19 protein-coding genes are annotated in these 21190 nt (G+C 69.9%); 8 read left to right on the plus strand and 11 right to left on the minus strand.

Annotated elements, in window-relative coordinates; all coding sequences use genetic code 11:
* Positions 1-94: 94 nt before the first annotated feature.
* Complete coding sequence (locus ACFWQC_RS26360; protein ID WP_378685146.1) at positions 95-898, minus strand: TrmH family RNA methyltransferase; 804 nt, start codon at positions 896-898, stop codon at positions 95-97.
* Positions 899-921: 23 nt separating this feature from the next.
* Positions 922-2148, minus strand: a complete 1227-nt coding sequence (gene cobA / locus ACFWQC_RS26365; RefSeq protein ID WP_378685148.1) for a uroporphyrinogen-III C-methyltransferase — start codon at positions 2146-2148, stop codon at positions 922-924.
* A 162-nt stretch (positions 2149-2310) separates the two neighbouring features.
* Here cobA and ACFWQC_RS26370 point away from each other — a divergent pair, with 162 nt between their 5' ends.
* On the plus strand, positions 2311-2838 hold the full coding sequence (locus ACFWQC_RS26370; RefSeq protein WP_378685150.1) for a YbhB/YbcL family Raf kinase inhibitor-like protein: 528 nt from the start codon (positions 2311-2313) through the stop codon (positions 2836-2838).
* Positions 2839-2888: 50 nt separating this feature from the next.
* On the opposite strand, the gene ACFWQC_RS26375 is transcribed toward ACFWQC_RS26370, so the two are convergent.
* From ACFWQC_RS26375 to ACFWQC_RS26385, 3 genes are all read right to left on the minus strand, one after another.
* Positions 2889-3551: a response regulator gene (locus tag ACFWQC_RS26375; protein ID WP_378685152.1), complete on the minus strand. Its 663-nt coding sequence runs from the start codon at positions 3549-3551 to the stop codon at positions 2889-2891.
* Positions 3552-3667: 116 nt separating this feature from the next.
* Complete coding sequence (locus ACFWQC_RS26380) at positions 3668-4312, minus strand: FMN reductase (RefSeq protein ID WP_378685155.1); 645 nt, start codon at positions 4310-4312, stop codon at positions 3668-3670.
* A complete protein-coding gene (locus ACFWQC_RS26385) occupies positions 4309-5484 on the minus strand; it encodes an LLM class flavin-dependent oxidoreductase (protein ID WP_378685217.1) in 1176 nt (391 codons plus the stop codon). Before ACFWQC_RS26385 ends, ACFWQC_RS26380 begins: the two co-directional genes overlap by 4 nt.
* A gap of 162 nt (positions 5485-5646) precedes the next feature.
* On the opposite strand from ACFWQC_RS26385, the gene ACFWQC_RS26390 reads away from it, so the two are divergent.
* Genes ACFWQC_RS26390 through ACFWQC_RS26400 form a run of 3 tightly spaced genes read left to right on the plus strand, consistent with a single transcriptional unit; the run spans position 5647 to position 8192 of the window.
* Positions 5647-6444, plus strand: a complete 798-nt coding sequence (locus ACFWQC_RS26390) for an ABC transporter permease (RefSeq protein WP_378685158.1) — start codon at positions 5647-5649, stop codon at positions 6442-6444.
* Positions 6437-7243, plus strand: a complete 807-nt coding sequence (locus ACFWQC_RS26395) for an ABC transporter permease (protein ID WP_378685161.1) — start codon at positions 6437-6439, stop codon at positions 7241-7243. The genes ACFWQC_RS26390 and ACFWQC_RS26395 overlap by 8 nt, the downstream gene beginning before the upstream one ends.
* 1 nt (position 7244) lies before the next feature.
* A complete protein-coding gene (locus ACFWQC_RS26400; protein WP_378685164.1) occupies positions 7245-8192 on the plus strand; it encodes an ATP-binding cassette domain-containing protein in 948 nt (315 codons plus the stop codon).
* Between the two features lie 30 nt (positions 8193-8222).
* Here ACFWQC_RS26400 and ACFWQC_RS26405 read toward each other — a convergent pair whose 3' ends face one another.
* The 3 genes from ACFWQC_RS26405 to ACFWQC_RS26415 all read right to left on the minus strand — a co-directional run bounded on the left by ACFWQC_RS26405 (position 8223) and on the right by ACFWQC_RS26415 (position 12481).
* Entirely contained in the window at positions 8223-9596 is a 1374-nt protein-coding gene (locus tag ACFWQC_RS26405; protein ID WP_378685167.1) for a condensation domain-containing protein, read from the minus strand.
* Complete coding sequence (locus ACFWQC_RS26410; protein ID WP_378685170.1) at positions 9577-11019, minus strand: condensation domain-containing protein; 1443 nt, start codon at positions 11017-11019, stop codon at positions 9577-9579. Before ACFWQC_RS26410 ends, ACFWQC_RS26405 begins: the two co-directional genes overlap by 20 nt.
* 76 nt (positions 11020-11095) lie before the next feature.
* Positions 11096-12481: a condensation domain-containing protein gene (locus tag ACFWQC_RS26415; protein WP_378685173.1), complete on the minus strand. Its 1386-nt coding sequence runs from the start codon at positions 12479-12481 to the stop codon at positions 11096-11098.
* A gap of 326 nt (positions 12482-12807) precedes the next feature.
* On the opposite strand from ACFWQC_RS26415, the gene ACFWQC_RS26420 reads away from it, so the two are divergent.
* From ACFWQC_RS26420 to ACFWQC_RS26435, 4 genes are all read left to right on the plus strand, one after another.
* On the plus strand, positions 12808-14157 hold the full coding sequence (locus ACFWQC_RS26420) for a hypothetical protein (protein ID WP_378685176.1): 1350 nt from the start codon (positions 12808-12810) through the stop codon (positions 14155-14157).
* Between the two features lies 1 nt (position 14158).
* Entirely contained in the window at positions 14159-15574 is a 1416-nt protein-coding gene (locus tag ACFWQC_RS26425; protein WP_378685179.1) for a hypothetical protein, read from the plus strand.
* A gap of 13 nt (positions 15575-15587) precedes the next feature.
* A complete protein-coding gene (locus ACFWQC_RS26430; RefSeq protein WP_378685182.1) occupies positions 15588-16529 on the plus strand; it encodes an alpha/beta hydrolase in 942 nt (313 codons plus the stop codon).
* Between the two features lie 212 nt (positions 16530-16741).
* Positions 16742-18553 carry a BCCT family transporter gene (locus tag ACFWQC_RS26435; protein ID WP_378685185.1) on the plus strand — a complete coding sequence of 604 codons (1812 nt, stop codon included), beginning with the start codon at positions 16742-16744 and terminating at the stop codon, positions 18551-18553.
* Between the two features lie 43 nt (positions 18554-18596).
* Here ACFWQC_RS26435 and ACFWQC_RS26440 read toward each other — a convergent pair whose 3' ends face one another.
* Genes ACFWQC_RS26440 through ACFWQC_RS26450 form a run of 3 tightly spaced genes read right to left on the minus strand, consistent with a single transcriptional unit; the run spans position 18597 to position 21163 of the window.
* Complete coding sequence (locus tag ACFWQC_RS26440; RefSeq protein WP_378685188.1) at positions 18597-19265, minus strand: nitroreductase family protein; 669 nt, start codon at positions 19263-19265, stop codon at positions 18597-18599.
* Positions 19266-19294: 29 nt separating this feature from the next.
* A complete protein-coding gene (locus ACFWQC_RS26445) occupies positions 19295-20083 on the minus strand; it encodes a sulfite exporter TauE/SafE family protein (protein WP_378685191.1) in 789 nt (262 codons plus the stop codon).
* Positions 20084-21163, minus strand: a complete 1080-nt coding sequence (locus ACFWQC_RS26450; RefSeq protein WP_378685194.1) for an SPFH domain-containing protein — start codon at positions 21161-21163, stop codon at positions 20084-20086. It abuts the gene before it with no gap.
* Positions 21164-21190: the final 27 nt, after the last annotated feature.

Raw genomic sequence — 21190 nt, forward strand, 5'->3', positions numbered from 1 at the left:
GCGCACACCCCCCCCCCGCGGCCGGTCCCGCCACCCCTGGCCCCCCGCGCCCGACGTACGTGACGGCTCGGCCGACGCCGCTGACGCCTCGGCGCTAGCGGCGGGCAGTGACGTAGCAGGCGACGGCGGTGGCTGCGGCTACGTTGAGGGAGTCGATGCCGGCGGACATCGGGATGATGGCGCGGCGGTCGGCGGCCTCCTGCCAGCGCGGGGAGATGCCGTGGCCCTCGGAACCGAGGACGAGGGCGACCTTGTCGACGCCCTCGACGGCCTTCTCGATGTCGACGGCGTCGTCGGCCAGGGTCAGAGCGACAGTGGTGAAACCGGCAGCGGAGAGGGACGGGAGCGCTTCGTACCAGTCCGGCAGGCGGGTCCACGGCAGCGCGAAGACCGCGCCCATCGCGACCTTGATCGAGCGGCGATAGAGCGGGTCGGCGCAGCGCGGCGCGAGCAGCACGGCATCGAACCCCAGCGCGGCTCCGGACCGGAAGATCGCGCCGACGTTGGTGTGGTCGACGATGTCCTCGAGCACCAGCACCGAGCGGGCGCCCTCGAGCACCGACTCGACCGACGGCAGCGGCCTACGCTTCAGCGACGCCAGCGCACCGCGGTGCACATGGAATCCGGTCACCTCCTCGGCGGCCTTCTCGCTCATCACGTAGCACGGCGCATCGGTCGTGGCGAGCGTGTCGGCGAGCCCGTCGAGCCACTTCGGCGCCATCAGGAACGAGCGCGGCTCGAAACCACCGGCCACGGCGCGGCGTACGACCTTCTCCCCCTCGGCCAGGAACAGCCCCTCCGAGGTCTCGAGGGACTTGCGCAGCTCGACGTCACGCAGGTCGCGGTAGTCCGCGAGCCGGGGATCGGCGGGGTCGGAGATCTCGATGAGTTCAGCCATGGTCAGGGGACCTGCACCTAGTCCTAGAAGAAGTCCGGGTGGGCGACTCGGACGACCTCGCCGACGACGATGATCGCCGGAGGCTGGACGTTCTGGTCGGCCAAGGTCTTTTCGAGGGTCTCGAGCGTCGCCAGGACCGTACGCTCCGTGGGCATCGTGCCGTCGCAGATGACCGCGACGGGGGTGCCGGGCTCGCGGCCGCCATCGAGAAGAGCGGTCGCGATCGCGGGAGCGTTCTGGACGGCCATGAGGAGGACCAGGGTGCCACCGAGGCCGGCGACGGCGGACCAGTTGGTCAACGAGGTCGGGTCGCCCGGCGGGACATGGCCGGAGATGACGGTGAACTCGTGCGCGACGCCGCGGTGGGTGACCGGGATCCCGGCGACTCCGGGCACCGTCACCGGCGAGGTCAGGCCGGGGATGACGTGCACCGGGACACCGGCCTCACGGCAGGCGAGCACCTCCTCGAAGCCGCGGCCGAAGATGAAGTTGTCGCCGCCCTTGAAGCGCGCGACCGCCTTCCCCTGCTGGGCCGCCTCGACGATGATCCGGTTGATCTCCTCCTGCTGGGCCGAGCGGCCGCGGGGGAGCTTGGCGACGTCGACGAGCTCGACGTCGGCGGGCAGCTCGGAGAGCAGCTCCCGCGGCGCCAGCCGGTCGGCGACGACGATGTCGGCCTCCATCAGGGCCTTGCGGCCGGCGACCGAGATCAGCCCGGGGTCACCCGGGCCGCCACCGATCAGGGTCACTCCGGGCACGCGCTGACGCTCGTGCGGAGCGATCAGGTCACCGGAGCGCAGCCCGTCGAGGATCCGGTCGCGTACGCCCGCGGAGCGCCGCGGGTCACGGTTGGCCAGCACGGCGACGGTCAGATCGCCGTCGTGCCCGGTCGCCGGCGTCCAGGCGGTGGCCTGCGTGCCGTCGTCGGAGCGTACGCAGAAGATCCGTCGCTCCTCGGCGGCGGCCGAGATCTCCTCGTTGACGTCGGCGTTCTGGGTCGCGGCGATGACGTACCAGGCGCCGTCGAGCACGTCGGCCGAGAAACGGGCCTGGTGCCAGGTGATCTCGCCCGAGCCGAGCAGTCCCTCCAGCGCGGGGGTCAGCGACGGCGAGACGACCTCGACCCGCGCTCCCGCAGCGATCAGCGCCGGCACACGCCGCTGCGCCACGCGGCCACCGCCGACGACGACCACCCGACGACCCTCGAGGATGAGGCCGGCGGGATAGGGAACGGCATGCTCTGAGCTCATGCCGCAGCCTCCGTCGAAGTGGGCAGAGAATACGGGCACGGCGGCCTGAGGCCTGTGGTCACTCGCTGGCGCTCGCTCATGGGTACATCCTCGCCCAACACCGGGGTGAGGCCTGACAACGGGTCGATTCGCGGACTACGTCCGTGAGCTACGTTGGTGGGCATGGCTCTCGATCGTCCGGTGAAGCCGGATCCCTACTCGCTCATGCCCGCCCTCCCCTCCTTCACGCTGACCAGCGCGGATGTCACCGACGGCCAGCCGCTGAAGCAGGACCAGGTCTACGACGGTGGCAACACCTCCCCGCAGCTCAGCTGGAGCGGCGCGCCGGAGGGGACGAAGTCGTACGTCATCACCTGCTTCGACCCCGACGCGCCCACCCCCAGCGGCTTCTGGCACTGGGCCCTGGTCGACGTCCCTGCCGACGTGACCGAGCTGCCGGCAGGTGCCGGGGCCGGCACCGCCGAGCTCCCGGGCAAGGCGTTCCACGTCGCGACCGACTTCGGCACCAAGGAGTTCGGCGGCGCCGCTCCCCCGGCCGGTGACCAGGTCCACCGCTACTACTTCGTCGTCCACGCGGTCGGCGAGGAGACGCTGGGGGTGGACGACGGGGTGACCCCGGCCGTCGTCTCCTTCAACCTGGCCTTCAAGGCGCTGGCCCGCGCTGTCGTGGTGGGCACCTACCAGCACTGAGTTCCGACATGGGAGTTCTGAGGTCACCGGATGACCTCAGAACTCCCATGTCATCCAGATGCCAGGTGGGTCAGCAGCGTCGGCGTACGACGATGCTCGACGTCGGCGGAGAGGCCGAACGCGAGGAACATCTCGCTCAGACACCGCTCGAACTGCCGCCTGCCGCTGAAGAACCTGCTGATGATCGCGCGGTCGGGGAACCCCGCGTGGATCAGGCCCAGCACCTCGCTCTGGCGCATCGTCAGTCGCGCGATCGCATCGGGATCGGCGTCGGGCGACGCCTCGACCATCCGGGAGATGACCTCCGGGTCGACGACGATCTCACCCGACGCCACCCGGCCGACGACGTCGAAGAAGTGCGGGACGGTGCGTACGCGGGACTTGCGCAGATAGCCGAGACCGCCGGTGCCGGTGCTGGCGAAGACGGCGGCCGCATAGCTCGTCTCGACCGAGTCGCCGAGCACGACGATGCCCATCTCCGGCACCTTCTCGTGCAGCCGGAGGGCAGCGCTGATGCCCTCGTCGTCCGGACCCAGCCTGGCGTCGGTCACGACCAACGTGGGCAGCGTGTCGGTCGCTGCCTGGACGAGCGCCTCGGCGTCACCGGCGTCGGCGACCACCTGGTAGCCACCACGCGCGAGCAGGGCCGTGAGTCCAGCACGAAGAAGAGGCGACTCGTCGGCAACGACGACGCTCGGCTCATAGCTGGGCACAACGGCTCCGCTCGGTGCTGGGGGTAGCGGTCGTACGCATTCTGTCGCACTTCCTCGCAAACCCCCGGTATCTCGCGCCCGTGTTCACATCGGCAGCCGAAGGGAACCCCGCCCGGTCAGAACTCCGTCGGCCCTTCGGAGGCGCGCTTGAGCAGCGTCTCGAAGGACGTGGGATTGGCGAACTCGTCCTCCACCAGCGTCCGATGCGGCGCCGGCGAGGGCGTGCCGCCGCCCACTGCCAGCAGGGCAGCCAGCTCGGCGGCGGCACGGTCGACCCGCTTGGGAAGCTCCGGGCCACCGGCGAAGTCCTCGGTGGCGGCGAAGACCCCGGTCGGGACGACCACCGCGTGCAGGTACGCGAAGAGCGGCCGCAGCGCGTGCTCGAGCACCAGCGAGTGCCGGGCGGTGCCGGCGGTGGCGGCGATCAGGACCGGCTTCGCGTCCAGGACACCCTGCTCGAGTACGTCGAAGAACGTCTTGAACAGGCCCGAGTACGACGCGGAGAAGACCGGCGTCACCGCGATGACGGCGTCGGCCCGGCGCACCTGGTCGATCGCCGCTTGGAGCGCCGGCTTGGCGAATCCGGTGAGCAGGTTGTCGGTCAGCTCATGGGCCAGGCCGCGCAGCTCGACGTGCTCGACCTCGACCTCCGCGCCCCGGGCCTGCACGGCCCGGGTCGTGGCGTCGCCGAGCATGTCGGCGAGCAGCTTGGTCGAGGACGGGACCGACAGCCCCGCGGAGACGACGACGATCCGGGTCACAGCTCCCCCTCGAGCACCTTGGCGACCTCCGGGTCGCTCAGGTCGCGGTCGGACGAGCCGGTGGCGGCGTCGCCCTCGGCGTAGACGGTCGAGTCCTTCGCGCCGCCGGCCTTCTCCACCAGGGAGGCGTGGGTCGGGGCGTCCGGGACGCCGGGCTTGCGCAGCTTCGCGAACTCCGCGCGCAGGGTCGGCAGGATCTCGCCGTAGAGGTCGAGCTGCTCCAGCACCGTCTTCAGCGGCAGCCCGGCGTGGTCGAGCAGGAAGAGCTGGCGCTGGTAGTCACCGACGTACTCGTGGAACGAGAGCGTCCGCTCGATGACCTGCTGCGGCGAGCCGACGGTCAGCGGGGTGGCCTCGGTGAAGTCCTCCAGCGAGGGGCCGTGACCGTAGACCGGGGCGTTGTCGAAGTAGGGCCGGAACTCGTTGATCGCGTCCTGGGAGTTGTGGCGCATGAAGAACTGTCCGCCCAGCCCGACGATGGCCTGGTCGGCGGTGCCGTGGCCGTAGTGCTCGAAGCGCTGCCGGTAGAGCTGCACCATCTGCTTGGTGTGCGAGGCGGGCCAGAAGATGTGGTTGTGGAAGAAGCCGTCGCCGTAGTACGCAGCCTGCTCGGCGATCTCGGGCGAGCGGATCGAACCGTGCCAGACGAACGGCGCGACGCCGTCCAGCGGCCGCGGCGTGGAGGTGTAGCCCTGCAGTGGCGTACGGAACCGGCCGGACCAGTCGACGACGTCCTCGCTCCACAGCCGGCGCAGCAGGGCGTAGTTCTCGATCGCCAGGTTGATGCCCTGGCGGATGTCCTTGCCGAACCAGGGGTAGACCGGGCCGGTGTTGCCGCGGCCCATCATCAGGTCGACGCGGCCGTCGGTGAGGTGCTGGATCTTGGCGTAGTCCTCCGCGATCAGCACCGGGTCGGTGGTGGTGATCAGGGTGGTCGCGGTGCTCAGGATGATGTTCTCGGTCTTGGCACCGATGTAGGCCAGCGTGGCGGTGGGGTTGGATGCGATGAACGGCGGGTTGTGGTGCTCACCGGTCGCGAAGACGTCCAGGCCCACCTCCTCGGCGTGCTTGGCGATCTCGACGGTCGCCTTGATGCGCTCGTGCTCCGTCGGGGTCCTGCCGGTCGTCGGGTCCATCGTGACGTCACCGACGGTGAAGATGCCGAACTGCATACCCATGGTTCCCTGCCCCTTTCGTGGACTCTTCCACGATAGTTGAAATCCGAACTACTCGGCAAACAGTTGCTGCGTCAACGTTATTCCAGGAAACCCCTTGGCGTACGCAGGCCCCGTTGTGCCAACGTACGTCAGGTGTCCGGGGCGCTGCATTCACAGATGAGTCTGTACTCCGCGATCGCGACCAGTTCCTTCCGCCGCTATTCGACCTACACCGCTGCCACGCTCGCCGGGATCTTCACCAACTCGGTCTTCGGGATCATCCTCAGCTTCGCCTACCTGGCGCTGTGGGAGCAGAACCCGTCGGCCGGCGGCTACCAGGCCGACCAGGCGGTCACCTTCGTCTGGATCGGGCAGGCGCTGCTGATGACGATCGCGCTGTGGAGCGGCGGCTCGACCGACGACCTCGCCGAGCGGATCCGCAACGGCGACATCGCCGTCGACCTCTACCGTCCCGTCAGCGTGCTCGGCTGGTACCTCGCCGCCGACCTCGGCCGAGGGCTCTACCACTTCGCGACCCGCGGCGTGGCGCCGACGATCGTCGGCGCGCTGCTCTTCGGGCTGGTCATGCCCTCCCCCGCCGGTGCGGTCGGCTTCCTGGTCAGCGTCACGCTCGCGGTGGTGGTCAGCTTCGCCGTCCGGTTCCTCTTCGCCGCCAGCGCGTTCTGGCTCCTGGACGCGACCGGTCCGCGGGTGCTGCTGAGCGTGCTGGCCACCTTCTTCAGCGGGCTGACGCTGCCGCTCAACCTCTTCCCCGACGGCCTGCGCCAGGTCGCGCTGGCGCTCCCGTTCGCCTCCTACATCCAGACACCGGCCGACATCTGGCTGGGCCGTCACACCGGGCTCGACATGCTCGCCGCGATCGGGCTGCAGGTCCTGTGGGCGGTCGTCCTCCTGGGCGTCTGCGCGCTCGTGCTGCGTGCCGCGACCCGGAAGGTGGTGGTCCAAGGTGGTTGAGGTTGCTCATGCGGTGCGCGCCTACTGGCTCATCGCGCTGCTGTGGATCCGGGCGGCGATGGCCTACCCGGTCTCGTTCTGGACGATGACGGTCGGCGGCATCCTGATCACCTTCCTCGACTTCGTGGCGATCTGGCTGATGTTCAGCCACGTCGACACCTACGGCGGCTTCACGCTGCGCGAGATCGCCCTGATCTACGGGGTCACCTCGATCGCGTTCCGGGTCGCCGACATGCTGGTCGGGAGCGTGGAGAAGATCGGCCGATACGTACGCAGCGGGGATCTCGACGCGATGATGACCAAGCCGGTCCCGGTGCTGGTGCAGCTGTGCGCCGACCGGTTCGAGCTGCGCCGGCTCGGCCAGATCGCCCAGGGCATCGCGGTCTTCGCGTGGGCGGCACCGATCGTGGACTGGAACCCACAGCGCCTGCTGGTGCTCGCGGTGGCGCTCGTCTCGGGTGTGGTCATCTACTTCTGCGTGTTCGTGACCTTCTCGACGATCCAGTTCTGGACCACGGACGCCTCCGAGTTCGCCAACGCCTTCACCTACGGTGGCAACACGATCATGCAGTATCCGATGACGATCTTCCCGCGCGAGGTCGTCCGGTCGCTGACCTACCTGCTGCCGCTGGCGTTCGTGAACTGGTATCCGTGCCTGTTCCTGCTCGGTCTGACCGACCCGTTCGGGGCTCCGGACTGGTTCCGCTTCGCCTCGCCCCTGGCCGCGCTGGCGCTGGTCGGTCTGACCGCGCTCGTGTGGCGTCAGGGGCTTCGTCGTTATCGATCCACCGGGAGCTGATGTGGCACTGATCGAGGTGCGGGACCTGTCGCGAGACTTCACGATCCGCAAGGGAGCGGGTCTGTTGAGACGTACGTCGGTGGTGAAGCACGCCGTCCACGACCTCTCCTTCGAGATCGATGCCGGTGAGATGGTCGGCTACATCGGCCCCAACGGCGCCGGGAAGTCGACCACGATCAAGATGCTCACCGGGATCCTGGTGCCCTCCGGCGGGTCGGCGCGGGTGGCGGGTCTGGAGCCCTCCCGCCAGCGCCGGGAGCTGGCCCGGCGGATCGGGGTGGTCTTCGGTCAACGTACGTCGCTGTGGTGGGACCTGCCGCTGCGTGACTCCTTCGAGCTGCTGCGGCGGATCTACCGGATCCCCGACCAGACCTTCCGCCGCAACCTCGAGGACCATGTCGCGCTGCTCGACCTCGGCGACCTGATGGACACCCCGGTGCGGCAGCTGAGCCTGGGGCAGCGGATGCGCGGCGACATCGCCGCGGCGCTGCTCCACGACCCCGAGATCCTCTATCTCGACGAGCCGACCATCGGTCTCGACGTCATCTCCAAGGGGCGCCTGCGGGAGTTTCTGCGCGCCCTCAACCACGAGCGTGGGACGACCCTGATGCTCACCACGCACGACCTGCAGGACATCGAGGCGCTGTGCGACCGGGTCATCGTCATCGACCACGGCACCGCCGTCTTCGACGGCCCCCTGCCCACCCTGCGGGCCAACGGCGACGCCTCTCGCACCCTCGTCGTCGACCTCGTCGACGAAGCCTCCCCGATCGCCATCGAGGGCGCTCGGGTCGTGAAGGTCGAGGGCCCCCGCCAGTGGCTCGCCTTCCCCGCCGGCGCCTCCGCCGCGCCGCTGGTCGCACAGGTCGCCGCCGCATACGACGTCGCCGACCTGTCCATCCACGAGCCCGACATCGAGGACGTCATCCGGCAGCTCTACTCGCGCTGATCCGGTCTGTTCGCGCCGACCCGGGCGGGTTCAGGACTCGAGGCGCAGGACGGCGAGGTCGTCGGGCTGGCGGGAGAGCTCGGCGAGGGTGTGGCGGAGGCGGTCGAGGAGGGACTCGATGGACGACGCGGCGATCACGGTGTCCGGGTAGCGGACGCGGACGGCGAGGCCGGTGTGGGTGCGGGAGAACCAGATCTGTACGTCGTCGGCCAGCGTCGAGGCGGAGATGTGCTGGGCGTCGCGGTCGAGATGGGTCGAGCCGCCAGGGACATGGCGGTAGTCGACCCAGGAGACGACGAAGACGTCGTTGCGGGTCTGCACGAGCGGCTCGGTGAGCGAGCCGAGGACCTGGTCGAGCGGCACCGACCCGAGGCGTACGCCGTGACGGACCGCGTCGCCGGCCTCGGCCAGGCCCAGATCGGTGAGCGAGGCAGGGACGGTGAGCGGGACGGTGGTGGTGTACCAGCCGATCGAGCGGGTCAGCGGTTCTGCAGAGCGGGTGGAGACCGGCGCCATCGTGTCCAGCCGGTCACCGCCACCGAGGTCGGAGATCGCGGTGGCGAGGGCCGCGAGCACGGCGGCGTACGTCGAGGCGCCGCTGTTGCGGGCACGGCCGGCGATACGGTCCATCAGGTCGGCGTCGGCCAGCGGAGCCACGGCGGTGGCCTGGGCGGCCCGCTCCCCCGGCTCGAGGCCGAGCGGCAGCGGGAAGGTCGGCAGCCGGTGGCCGCGGCCACCGAGGAACTCACCCCAGCCGCGCAGCAGCGGGTCGTCGGCGCCGACCCGGGCGGGGCGGTCGGCTCCCTGCTCGACGGCTTCGAGGAACGACCTCACCGGCGGCAGCGACGGCTCGTCGCCGCCCTCGGTGAAGGTGGCGTAGAGGTCGGCGAGCTCCTCGACCGCCACGGCGACCGAGTGGGCGTCGCAGTGCAGGTGGTCCATACCGAGGACGATCGTGGAGCGGTCGGGGCGGGAGATCGCGGCCGGCAGGAAGGCCGGATAGGCGAACGGCCCGCACCGCTCGTCGAGGGCGGCGTGCAGCGCGGCGCGGGTCTCCTCGACGGTGCTGGTGTGGCCGATGGAGGTCACCGACCAAATGAGAGTGCCGGGGTGGTGCCGGCAGGCCTGAAGCCCCTCGGGCCCGGCGACGACCTCGAGCTGCAGGCTGCCGTGGCGGGCGAGGAAGGCACGCCAGGTGCGGGAGAGCGCGACCGGCTCGATGGGCCCGTCGACGTCGAAGGCGGCGGCCAGCCAGACGGTCGGCGCCCCGGCCATCGCCCCAGCGAGGTGGTTGCGCTGGTTGAGCGAGAGCTCGGCGGGCGCACCGTGGGCGGGGGCGGAGAGGTCCCAGCGGAGCAACGTGCCCGGCCGGGGCTCCCACAGGTCAGCGGTCGTGACCAGCATGTCCGGTCCCGATGATCTGGTCGGCATCTACGGGGCGCACCGGCAGGCCGAGATCGGCGAGCACGTCGTGGAGCGCCTCGAAGAAGGTCGCCACCGCCCGCCCGCCCCGCTCGGTGTCGGGGCTCTGGGTGGCCAGCTCGAATCGGTCGGCGAAGCGGTTGACCCACAGGCTGGCGTTGGCGGTACGACCCTCGCCGGTGAAGTGCAGGCCGGTGTCGAACGCGGTGGTCCCGGCACCGGGGAACTTGCGTACGTCGAGGTAGGAGACCATCTGCGGGCTGGCCAGCTCGCTCGGCGCGAGCACCCCGCCGGCGACCATGGCGCCCAGTGCAACGTGGACCGGGGTGCGGGCCAGGTCGCGGGCGGTGCCGAAGGCCTTCTCCGCCGCGAGCACCGTCTCGGGAAAGGTCTCCCCCAGCGGCATCGAGACGGGGGCGAAGTTGCAGAACCAGCCGTGCGACATCGCGGTCTGACGCGACCGGGTGCCCAGCACGGTGATCCCCAGGTAGTCCGAGGTGCCGGTCAGTCGCTGCTCGACGTGGGCCAGGAGCGCGAAGACGCCACTGGTGAACCGCCCGCCGGCGGCACGGCACAGGTCCTCGAGCGCGTCCACCGCCTCACCCTCGAGCGCGGTCCAGGACCGGACCCGGACCGGCGCTGTCTCACCAGGGGCCAGCCCGAGATCGACCGGGAACCGCGGCAGCCGCCCGCCGTGACGCGAGACGATGTCGGCCCACTCGCGCACCGCCGGTGTCTCCGCATCGCACTCGGCGGCGAGCTGCTGCTCGGCGGCTGCGTACGCCACGAAGCTGTCGGCCTCCGGCAGGTCCGGCGCCGGGGATCCCAGGGCCGCCGCATAGGCCGCGCCAAGCTCGGCGGGGACCGTCAGCTGCGAGGCGCCGTCGGTGAAGGCGTGGTCGCAGCCCCAGAAGTAGGTGAACCCCTCCTCGCGCACGATCGCGCCGAGCAGGAACGGCGTCCAGGAGTCTGGTCGGCACTGCTCGTCCCACAGGCCGATGAGCAGGTCCTGCCAGCCACCGGACCAGTCGGCCGGCGCCTCGACCTCGACGGCCTCGAAGGCGATCGCGTCAACGGGCACGACGTGTCGCACCGGCGTGGCGCCGGAGAGGTCGAACCACGTGCGCAGCCCCTCGTGACGACCGACGAACGTGGTCAGCGCCTCGACGTAGGCCACCTCGTCGAAGGCCACGTCGAACTCGCCGCAGGTCCCGGTCCAGGCGCGGTGCACCCCGCCGGAGACGACCTTGGCGCGGTAGGCGTTGAGGTGGTCGGCCTGCAGGAACGAGGGCGCTCCGGGAGAGACGGGAGCGGCATCGGCCGCCGCCTGGCACTCACGGATCGGGCGCAGCACGACCACCCGGCCAGGCGCCGGCGCCAGCTCCGCGAGCGCCCCGATCCTCATGCCGCCGCCTCCGTCGAGGAGAGCAAAGAGTACGGACCCGGCGGCATGAGCCCGATGGTCGTTCGCTGGCGCTCACTCATGCCGTGCCCTCCAGCTCGGCGGTCTCGGGCTGCGCGATCTCCTCCAGCAGCCCGCTCATCCCGCCGATCAGGTCACGCACGACCCGTTCGGCGGCGACGGTCTCGGGGTAGCGCGTCGAGACGTTGAGACCGTCCCGGTCACGCACGAACCACAGGTAGACCTCGTCGTCGGCACGCACGGGGGCTCGCAGCGTACGGGCGTCCCACTCGTTCCAGTGCTCGGCGCCGGAGATGAAGCGGGTGTCGACGAAGGTGACGACGAAGTGCGGGGCGTCATCGACGCCGAGCAGGTCGGCGACCCGCGCGAACGGCTGCGGGACCAGCGGCTTCGCCGCGGCGAGCGCGGCCTGGACGCGGCCGGCGACCTCGGGCAGCGTGGTCGCGCCGGTGATGTCGAGGGTGATCGGGACGAGGCCGACGTACCAGCCGACCGCGGCGGCGTGCTCGGCGGTGTAGCGGGTGTGCATCGGCGCCACGAAACGCATGCGCTCCACGCCGTGCTGGGCACGCAGGACATACGCCATCGCGCCCATCATCCCGGCCTGGAAGGAGACGCCGGCACCCTTGCACAGCTCGCCCAGGGCCCGGGCCCGGCGGGGCTCGCCGAGCCACTGCGACAGGCTGGCCTGCGGCAGCGGCGACGCCGATGCGGGTACGTCGGTGATGCCCGTCACCGGGAAGTCGGCGAACCGAAGTCCCCCGTCGGGACCGGTCAGCCAGTCGCGCCAGACCCGCACCGACTCGCTCTCCATCGCCATCGCCTCGCCGGTGACCCGCTCCTCGGCGGCATGGTCGACGTGGCTGCCGGTGGTGGCCGCGGACAGCTCCGCGAACGGCTCGCCGGCCAGCGCCCGCTCGTAGAGCGAGGCGATCTCCTCGAACCAGAGCAGCTGGGAGTAGGCGTCCATGACGCCGTGGTCGGCGCCGAAGACGAGGGTGAAGCCGTCGGCGTCGGCCACCGTCGCGAAGACGACGTAGGGCCACGCCGAGGGGTCGATGTGATCGGCGAGGAAGTCCGAGACGCAGCCCCGGGCGTCCTCGCCGTCGAACCGGCCGAGAACGGTGGTGGTCACCGACACGTCGGCAGCGGCGACCGCACGGCGCCGCCGGCCGGCCGGCGTCTCCTCGACGGTCCCGCGCAGCGCCTCGTGACGCCCGATCCAGGCCCGGAGCGCGAGGCCGAGCGCCTCGGTGTCGAGTTGCCCGTGCAACCGCATGATCGAGCCGATCCAGGAGCCCGCCTCGGCGGTGTCGAGGTGCAGCTCGTGGTTGTGGGACAGTCGGCGGTCGTCGTCGACCCAGGCGCTCGGCTCCGCGGCGGGGATCCACGCGGTCACCTCGCCCGGGGGTACGTCGTACGCGGACAGCTCGGTGTACTCCATCGGAGGTGGAGTTCCTCTCTGAGGTGGGGGCTCATTGCGGCAAAACGTCATCTCGGGGACCCGAACGAACCTCAAGAACGCCGTAGCCCGAGAAGGCGACCCGCCTGGGACGACAGCGATGTCGTCCCACGTCGCGGCCTATTGTGCACACAGGTCCGCACCCGAATTCGACCGCCCCCGGACGTGGGAATCGCCACACTTCTTTATTGCCCCCGGGGGTTTACATGACGTATCAACTCCGATTGACTCCTCCCTCCGCGCGCGCTATCGCTGTGTGATCTCGCCGGGCCTCTGCCCGGCCGCCCGCCAATCTCGAGGACTCCCCCATGCCCGTTGCCACCCGTGCACCGATCGACAACTCCGGCCGCCTGCAGTTCGCCGACGACCTCTTCGCCCGCCGCCATCGGGGCCTCGGAAGTCCGATCGCCAACCAGTGGATCTGGCGGCTCAACAGCCCCTACGACGCCGACCGGCTGCGCTACATCGCGGCCGGACTGGCCGAGGGCGGGCTGTCGCGGAGGCTGCACCGGGCGAAGTTCCCGGGGGCTCGCGACCTGTGGACCAACGCGGACCGGGAGTCGATCGAGCTCTACGAGGAGATCCTCCCCGTCGCCGAGATCACCGGCTGGCTCCAGGAGCGTCACAGCGACCACCTCGACCCGCACGAGGGCCTGACCTACCGGCTCACCGCGATCAACCTCGACGACGGCACCTCAGTGGTCTCGATGCTGCTCGCCCACGCGGTCGGTGACGGTGGCTCCGTCCTCGACGCCGTGTCCCGGGCCTCCCGCGGCGAGCCGCTGCGGCTGCCGCCCGCGCCCGCCAAGGGCCGCGACCGGCTCCGTGCCGAGGCCGCCGACAGTCGCGCGCAGTGGCGCGCCGTCCGCGACTGGACCAAGGCCCGCCGTCAGGCGAAGAAGGACGGCACGGCGGCCCTGGCCGCCAAGGCGCCCCGCGTCTATCCGGAGGCCACCCCGAACCCGACCCCCGAGGGCTGGCGGATGCCGCGGATGATCGCCGAGTTCGACACCGAGACGATGACGAAGATCGCCGCCGAGCACGGCGGCTCGACCAACGCCTGGTTCATCAACGTCGTCGCCGACCTGCTCGTCCGCATCGACCACGTGCCGGTCGACCGGGGCGACGTCCCGGTCTCGCTGCCGATGAGCGACTTCCAGCCTGGGGATGTACGTTCCAACTCGACCCGCGTGGCCATGGTCGAGGTGCCGCGCGACGTGCTCGACAAGCGCGACCTCGCCGCGATCAAGAAGCTCTCCAAGGCCGCCTACATCCGCCTCGGACAGGCCGGCCCGGGGCTGGTCCCGGTGCCGCTGGCGATGATGCAGATGCTGCCCGACGCCGTGCTCGACAAGCTCCCGCAGCCGCCGGCCGCGGCATGCATGGCCTCCAACCTGCCCCAGCTCCCCGACGACTACCGTTACGCGATGGGTGCGGACGTACGCCTCGTGGCCGGGCTCGCCGGCTACCAGAACGCGACCGCGCAGGATGCCTACGACGTCGGCGGCGGGATCATCTCCTGGCTGATCCAGTCGGGGCCGCGTACGACGCTCAACCTCGTCGCCGCCGAGCCCGACCGCGTGCCCGACCTGGACTTCCTGAAGAGATTGGTCGTCGAGGAGCTCGGCTCGTGGGGTCTGACCGCCGAGGTGTGGTGACGTGCCCGAGCACGAGATGCTGCCCGCACTTCCGCTCGCGAGCCTCGGCGCCCGCCCGGCACCGTTCGCTCCCGAGCCCACCAACCGACTGATGTACGACGACGAGGTCTTCCTCCGCTCCGCGACCGTGATCGGCGTCCCGGTCGTGGCCCAGACCGCCTGGCGGTTCCCCACCGAGATCCCGGTCGAGGCGGTCCAGGACCTGGTCGACGAGCTGGCCAAGGGCCCGCTCAACCGCCTCGTCGTCCGCCCGAAGGTCATCGGCGCGCGCTCCCGCTGGGTGCCGGCGACGACCGCCGAGCCGGTCCGCCTGCATCCCGACCGGATCAAGCCCGACCAGGTGGTGGGCTGGCTCGACAGCACCGCCGACGAGGTGCCGTTCGACCCGGTGAAGGGCCCGCTGTGGGCCTACTTCATGGCCTACACCACCGACGGCGGCACGGTCGTGGCCTACAACGCCTCCCACATCGTCTGCGACGGCGGGATGAAGCTCGGCGCCGTGATCGCGGCCGTACGCCGCCAGCACCTGCCGCGGCTCCCCGCCCCCGAAGCGGAGCGCGAGGTGACCCGCAAGGACGACCGGCGCGACGCGCGCACGATGGCACGCGCCGCCGTTCGCGGCCTCCGGGAAGCCCGGAAGGCCGGGAAGCTCCCCGAGCTGGAGGCCCAGTCCTCCGAGAAGCGGCCTCTGCCCGCCCCGCAGGCCGACGACGACGTCGTCCATGAGGTCGCCAACGCCTCTGCCGACTGCCCCGTCGAGGAGTGGAACGCGGCCGCGGAGGGGGCCGGCGGCACCTCCAACGCGCTGCAGGTCGCGATCTCGGTCGAGGTGCTCCTCGAGGCCGGGATCGTACGCCCCGGCGAGCCGGTCAAGATGTCGCTGCCCGTCTCGATGCGCGGCGAGGGTGACCTGCGCTCCAACGTCACCTCGGGCATCTCGATCGCGGTCGAGACAGAGGTGCGCGACGGCGTCGGCCGGGTCACCGACCTGGCTCACATCCGGGAGCGGTCGAAGAGGGAGTTCTCAGCGCTCTTCAAGGGCACCCGCCCCGACCCGATCGCCCACATCGCGCCGCTGGCCCAGATGATCCCGGACAAGCTCGCCAAGCCGCTGCTCAAGGGGGTCGTCACGCCGCTGGGTCTCGCCTCCAACCTGGGCCGGCCCGACCCCGACTTCGTGGCGCCGTTCGGCGCGGCCGCCGACTCGATCCTCTTCCGCGCCGTGACACTCGGCGCCACCCGCGGTGAGCTGCGCCGGATGCGCGGCGGCGTCACGTCGTGGTGGAGCGAGGTCGGAGCGACCTGCACCTTCGGCATCCGCGCGCTCGACCCCGACGCGATCCCCGACTCCGAGCGACTGAAGGAGATCGTGACCACCGTCTACGGACGTTGGGGCCTGGTTCCAACATTCTGGTGAGAGGATTGCGACCATGACGATCGACGTACTCGGTGAGCCCTACACCGTCGAGACCATCGAGCTCGCGGACGACTTCGAGGGCACCGTCGTGGCCACGCTGGTCAAGCGGCCGGCCGACGGCGAGGCGAAGGGCGCCGTCCTCTACGTCCACGGCTTCTCCGACTACTTCTTCCAGAAGGAGTACGCCGAGTGGTGGACCGCTCGCGGCTACGACTTCTACGGCCTGGACCTGCGCAAGTACGGTCGCTCGCTGCGGGAGCACCAGTCGGGGACGTACGTCGGTGACCTCGTCGAGTACTTCGACGAGATCGACGCCGCCTGGGAGCGGATCACCGAGCGCGACGGCCACTCGCGCATCATGCTCAGCGCCCACTCCACCGGTGGGCTGACGGTCTCGCTGTGGGCCGACGACCGCCAGCCCGACGCGCTGGCCGGGATGGTGCTCAACTCGCCGTGGCTCGACCTGCAGGGCTCGTTCCTGCTGCGCTCGGTCGCCAGCCCGGTGGTGCGCCGCGTCGGCCACCGGGCCCCGATGCGCGAGCTCGGCCGCGACGTCAGCGGTTTCTACACCATGTCGCTCCACGTCGAGCACGACGGCGAGTGGGAGTTCGACCTCGGGCTCAAACCCGTCGGCTCCTACCCGATCCGGCTCGGCTGGCTCAAGGCGATCCGCGACGGCCACGCCCGGCTCCACCGCGGTCTGAACGTCAAGGCACCGGTGCTGGTGCTCTCCTCCGACCGCTCCAGCAAGCCGAAGGCGATGGGCGAGATCGTGCACTCAACCGACATCGTGCTCGACGTGCGCCAGATCCGCCGTTGGTCGACCGCCATCGGCAGCCACGTCACCTACATCGCGGTTCCCGGGGCGAAGCACGACGTGATCCTGTCGCGCCCCGAGGTCCGCAAGCAGGCGTACGCCGAGATCGAGCGGTGGCTGGCGGCGTACGGCGTCTGAGCCAAGGCTTAGCCGCAACTTTCCCACGATGTGAAACACGGTCGTCGAAGGGGCATGGCGGGCCACAGGCACGGAACAACTCTCGAACCGGCCCGACACAGTCGCTCCAGAACTCGATTTCAATCGGTAGCCGCGCCACCCCGGTGAACGGAAGGCAAAGACAGCGCGCGTTAGGGTGCTGTGGTCCCGAACCCAACCGGAAGGACAACAGTGTGACTTCTGAGAAGAAGACAGACAGTCCGAAACATTCCGACAACCAGAATTCCTCTGGGCACAACCCCTCTGGCCTCATCAAGTCCCCCACGGGCGAAGTCGTCCCGCACCCCGCGCTGGACCTGCCGATCTCGAGCGAACAGGACCAACGCAAGGGAATCGACTGGGTAGTCTTCGGCATCGCGGCGGCCATCGCCATCGCGTTCATGGCCTGGGGCTTCATCAACACCGACGGCATGGGCAAGGTCGCCGGCAACGCCCTCACCTGGGTGCTGGACAAGGCCGGCTGGGTCTTCGTCCTGACCGCCAGCGGCTTCGTCATCTACATCATCTGGCTCGCCGTCAGTAAGTACGGCAACATCCCCTTGGGCCGTGACGACGAGAAGCCGGAGTTCAAGACGGCTTCCTGGATCGCGATGATGTTCAGCGCCGGAATGGGCATCGGTCTGATGTTCTACGGCGTCAGCGAGCCGATCTCGCACTTCGTCACCCCGCCGCCGGGCACCGGCGAGGCGGGCAACCCCGAGGCCATCCAGCACGCGATGGCGACCACGATGTTCCACTGGACTCTGCACCCGTGGGCGATCTACGCGGTCGTGGGTCTGGCGATCGGCTACGGCGCCTACCGCAAGGGCCGCGTCAGCCTGATCTCCTCGGCCTTCACGCCGCTGCTCGGCAAGAAGACCGTCGAGGGTCCGGCAGGCAAGGCGATCGACATCTTCGCGATCTTCGCGACCCTGTTCGGCTCCGCCACCTCGCTCGGCACGGGCGCGATCCAGATCGAGAGCGGCCTGCAGATCGTGGCCGGGCTCGGCGAGGTCGGCAACAACGTCCTCATCGGGATCATCGCGGTCCTGACGGTCTGCTTCGTGATCTCCGCGGTCTCGGGTGTGGCCAAGGGCATCCAGTGGCTCTCCAACATCAACATGGTGCTGGCCCTGCTCCTGGCGCTGTTCCTCTTCGTGGTCGGCCCGACGGTCTTCATCCTCGACCTGATCCCGACCTCGCTCGGCACCTACATCGGCGACCTCGCCCAGATGTCGGCCCGCACCGGTGTCGGCGGCGAGGAGACCTCCGCGTGGCTCGGTTCCTGGACCGTCTTCTACTGGGCCTGGTGGATCTCCTGGACGCCGTTCGTCGGTATGTTCATCGCGCGGATCTCGCGCGGGCGCACCATCCGGCAGTTCGTCGCCGGCGTGCTCCTCGTACCGAGCGCCGTCAGCGTGATCTGGTTCTGCATCATGGGCGGCACCGCCATCGACCTGCAGCGCGACGGGACCGTCGACATCGCCGGTCTGGGCGGCGTCGAGTCGCAGCTGTTCACCACGCTCGACCAGTTCCCGCTGGCCACCGTGATGAGCATCCTGGTCATGGTCCTGGTGGCGATCTTCTTCGTCTCCGGCGCCGACGCGGCCTCGATCGTGATGGGCACGCTCTCCGAGCGTGGCGCCGAAGAGCCGAGCCGGCCGACGGTGGTCTTCTGGGGTGTCGCGACCGGTGTCGTGGCCATCCTGGGTCTGATCGCCGGTGGCGCCGACGCGCTCTCCGGGCTGCAGACGATCACGATCGTGGCGGCACTGCCGTTCGCGGTGATCATGGTCGGGCTGGCGGTCTCGCTGCAGCGCGACCTGGCTTGCGATCCGCTGATCGTGCGTGGTCAGTACGCCGCAGAGGCGGTCGAGCAGGCCGTCATCACCGGCGTCACCGAGCACGGTGACGACTTCGCGCTCGCGGTCGTCGAGGACGACCACAGCAACAGCGCCGAGCCGGCCTCGGCCGACGGAACCGCGGTTCCTGCCGACAAGGCCTGACAAGTCACTGCAGCTGATGGCGGGGTCCTCCGGGACCCCGCCATCAGTCGTCTGTCAGCGGGGTCCCGGCGTAGGTCTCCAGGGTGACGAACTCCTCGACCGGCTGCCTGCGCAGCCTGGTGAGCTGCTTGACCGGCTTGCCCAGTGGGACGACCGCGGCGACGGCGTAGCCCTCAGGGGCGCCGAGCAGCTCGAGGAGCGCCGGCTCCTCGGCGGCCACCATCGTGGTGATGACCCCACCGAAGCCCTCGTTGCGCGCCGCGAGGAGCGTGTTCCACACCAGCGGATAGACCGAGGCACCGGAGACGACACCCACCCGGTCCAGCTCGGAGTCGATGGACGCGACCGCGCCGAGGTCGACGAGGAAGACGAGCACCACCGGAGCCGTACGCAGCGGCTCGGTCATCCCATGCGGGACCCGGGTCGCGGCGATCTGCTCGTCGGTCACCGCCGTCGGGTGCACCGTGTTCCACGGCATCTCCCCCGCCTTCTGCTGCGCCATGTACCTGCGGGCGCCCGTCGCGGTCAGCTCGACCAGACGCTCGCGGGTCTCCTGGCTGCGTACGACCACGACGTGGCCGCCCTGCCGGTTGCCGCCGGAGGGCGCGAACCGGGCGTTGTCGAGGATCCTGGCGAGGGTCTCGTCGGGCAGCGGGTCGTCGGTGAAGTCGCGTACGGCATGGGTGGTCCGCATCGCCTCGTAGAGCTCCATGGCTCCATCCCAGCAGACTCAGCCCAGACTCAGCCCATCAGGAAGGCGACCAGTGCCGTGATACCGACCACGACGATCACACCGCGGAGCACGTTGGGCGGCAGCCGGCGGCCGATCCTGGCACCCAGCAGACCACCGATCGTCGCGCCGACGGCGATCAGGGCGACGATCTTCCAGTCGACGTCGGCAACGAGGGCGAAGATGAGCCCGGAGATGCCGTTGGTGATGGCGACCAGGACGTTCTTGAGCCCGTTGAGACGCTGCAGCGTCTCGGCGACCCCGATGCCGATGATCGCGATCATCAGCACGCCCTGAGCGGCACCGAAGTAGCCGCCGTAGACGCCGAGCATCGCTATCGCCGGCCAGACCCACCAGCGCTCGCTCCTGCCGCGGTGTCCTGAGCTTGTCGAAGGGTCATCGGGCAGGTCGCCGTGCCGTGTGGCGACCCAGCGGGAGATGCGCGGACCGGTGATCACCAGGACCACACCGAGCCCGATCAGCACCGGGACGATCGCCTCGAACGCACCGGGCGGAAGCACCAGCAGCAGGATCCCGCCGACCGCGCCACCGATGAGAGCCGCGACCCCGAGCCGCAGGATCCGTCCGCGCTGCCCGGAGAGCTCGCGACGGTAGCCCCAGGCACCGGCCAGCGAGCCCGGCACGAGGCCGATCGTGTTGGAAACGTTGGCCACGACCGGAGGTACGCCGAAGGCCAGCAGCGTCGGGAACGTGATCAGCGTGCCCGAACCGACGGCAGCATTGATGGTGCCCGCCCCCACCCCGGCGATCAGGATGAGGGCGGACTGAAGTGGATCCACCTAGGCGGTCGGCTCGGCAGGAGGCTTCGGTCGGTTGGGTGCCTCTGCCTGCTTGGCCTCGGCGAGCGCCTCCTGGACGGCTGCGGCCGCGGAGGACTGCTCGAGGTCGATCGTCGGCTCGGCCGAACCCATGTCGACGCGCTTGACGGGGCCCTCGACCTCGTCCGGGATGCCCTGGAGGCTGTTCATCGTCGAGCCGAGGCCCTCGAGAGCCTTGCCGATCTCGCTCGGGACGATCCACACCTTGTTGGCGTCGCCCTCGGCGATCTTCGGCATCATCTGGAGGTACTGGTAGGCCAGCAGCGACTGGTCGGGACGACCGTCGTGGATCGCCTGGAAGACGGTCTGGATGGCCTGACCCTCACCCTGGGCGCGCAGGATCGCGGCCTCGCGGTCGGCCTGCGCCGCGAGGATCTGCGACTCGCGCTGACCCTCGGCGTTGAGGATGGCGGACTGCTTGTTTCCCTCGGCGGAGAGGATCGCGGACTGGCGCTGCCCCTCGGCGGTGAGGATCGCGGCGCGCTTGTCGCGGTCGGCGCGCATCTGCTTCTCCATCGCGTCCTTGATGGACATGGGCGGGTCGATCGACTTGATCTCGACGCGCTTGACCTTGATGCCCCAGCGGCCGGTGGCCTCGTCCAGGACGATCGAGAGACCGGAGTTGATCTGCTCGCGGCTGGTCAGCGTCTCCTCCAGGGTCATGCCACCCACGATGTTGCGCAGGGTGGTCATGGTGAGCTGCTCGACGGCCTGGATGTAGTTGGCGATCTCGTACGTCGCCGCCACCGGGTCGTTGACCTGGAAGTAGATGACCGTGTCGATCGAGACGGTCAGGTTGTCCTCCGTGATCACCGGCTGAGGTGCGAACGCTACGACCTGCTCGCGCATGTCGATCATGTAGCGCACCTTGTCGACGAACGGGATCACCGCGTTCAGGCCGGGGTCACGCTTCGACTGGAACTTGCCGAAGCGTTCCACGATGCCGACCCGCGCTTGCGGGATGATCTTGATCGTCTTGGCCAGCGTGGTGATCACCAGCACCGCCAAGATGACCAGAAGGGCCAGGATGATGCCACCCATTGCCAATCAGTCCTTGTCTATTCGTTG

The sequence above is a fragment of the Nocardioides sp. NPDC058538 genome (genome assembly GCF_042719275.1).
Taxonomy (GTDB): domain Bacteria; phylum Actinomycetota; class Actinomycetes; order Propionibacteriales; family Nocardioidaceae; genus Nocardioides.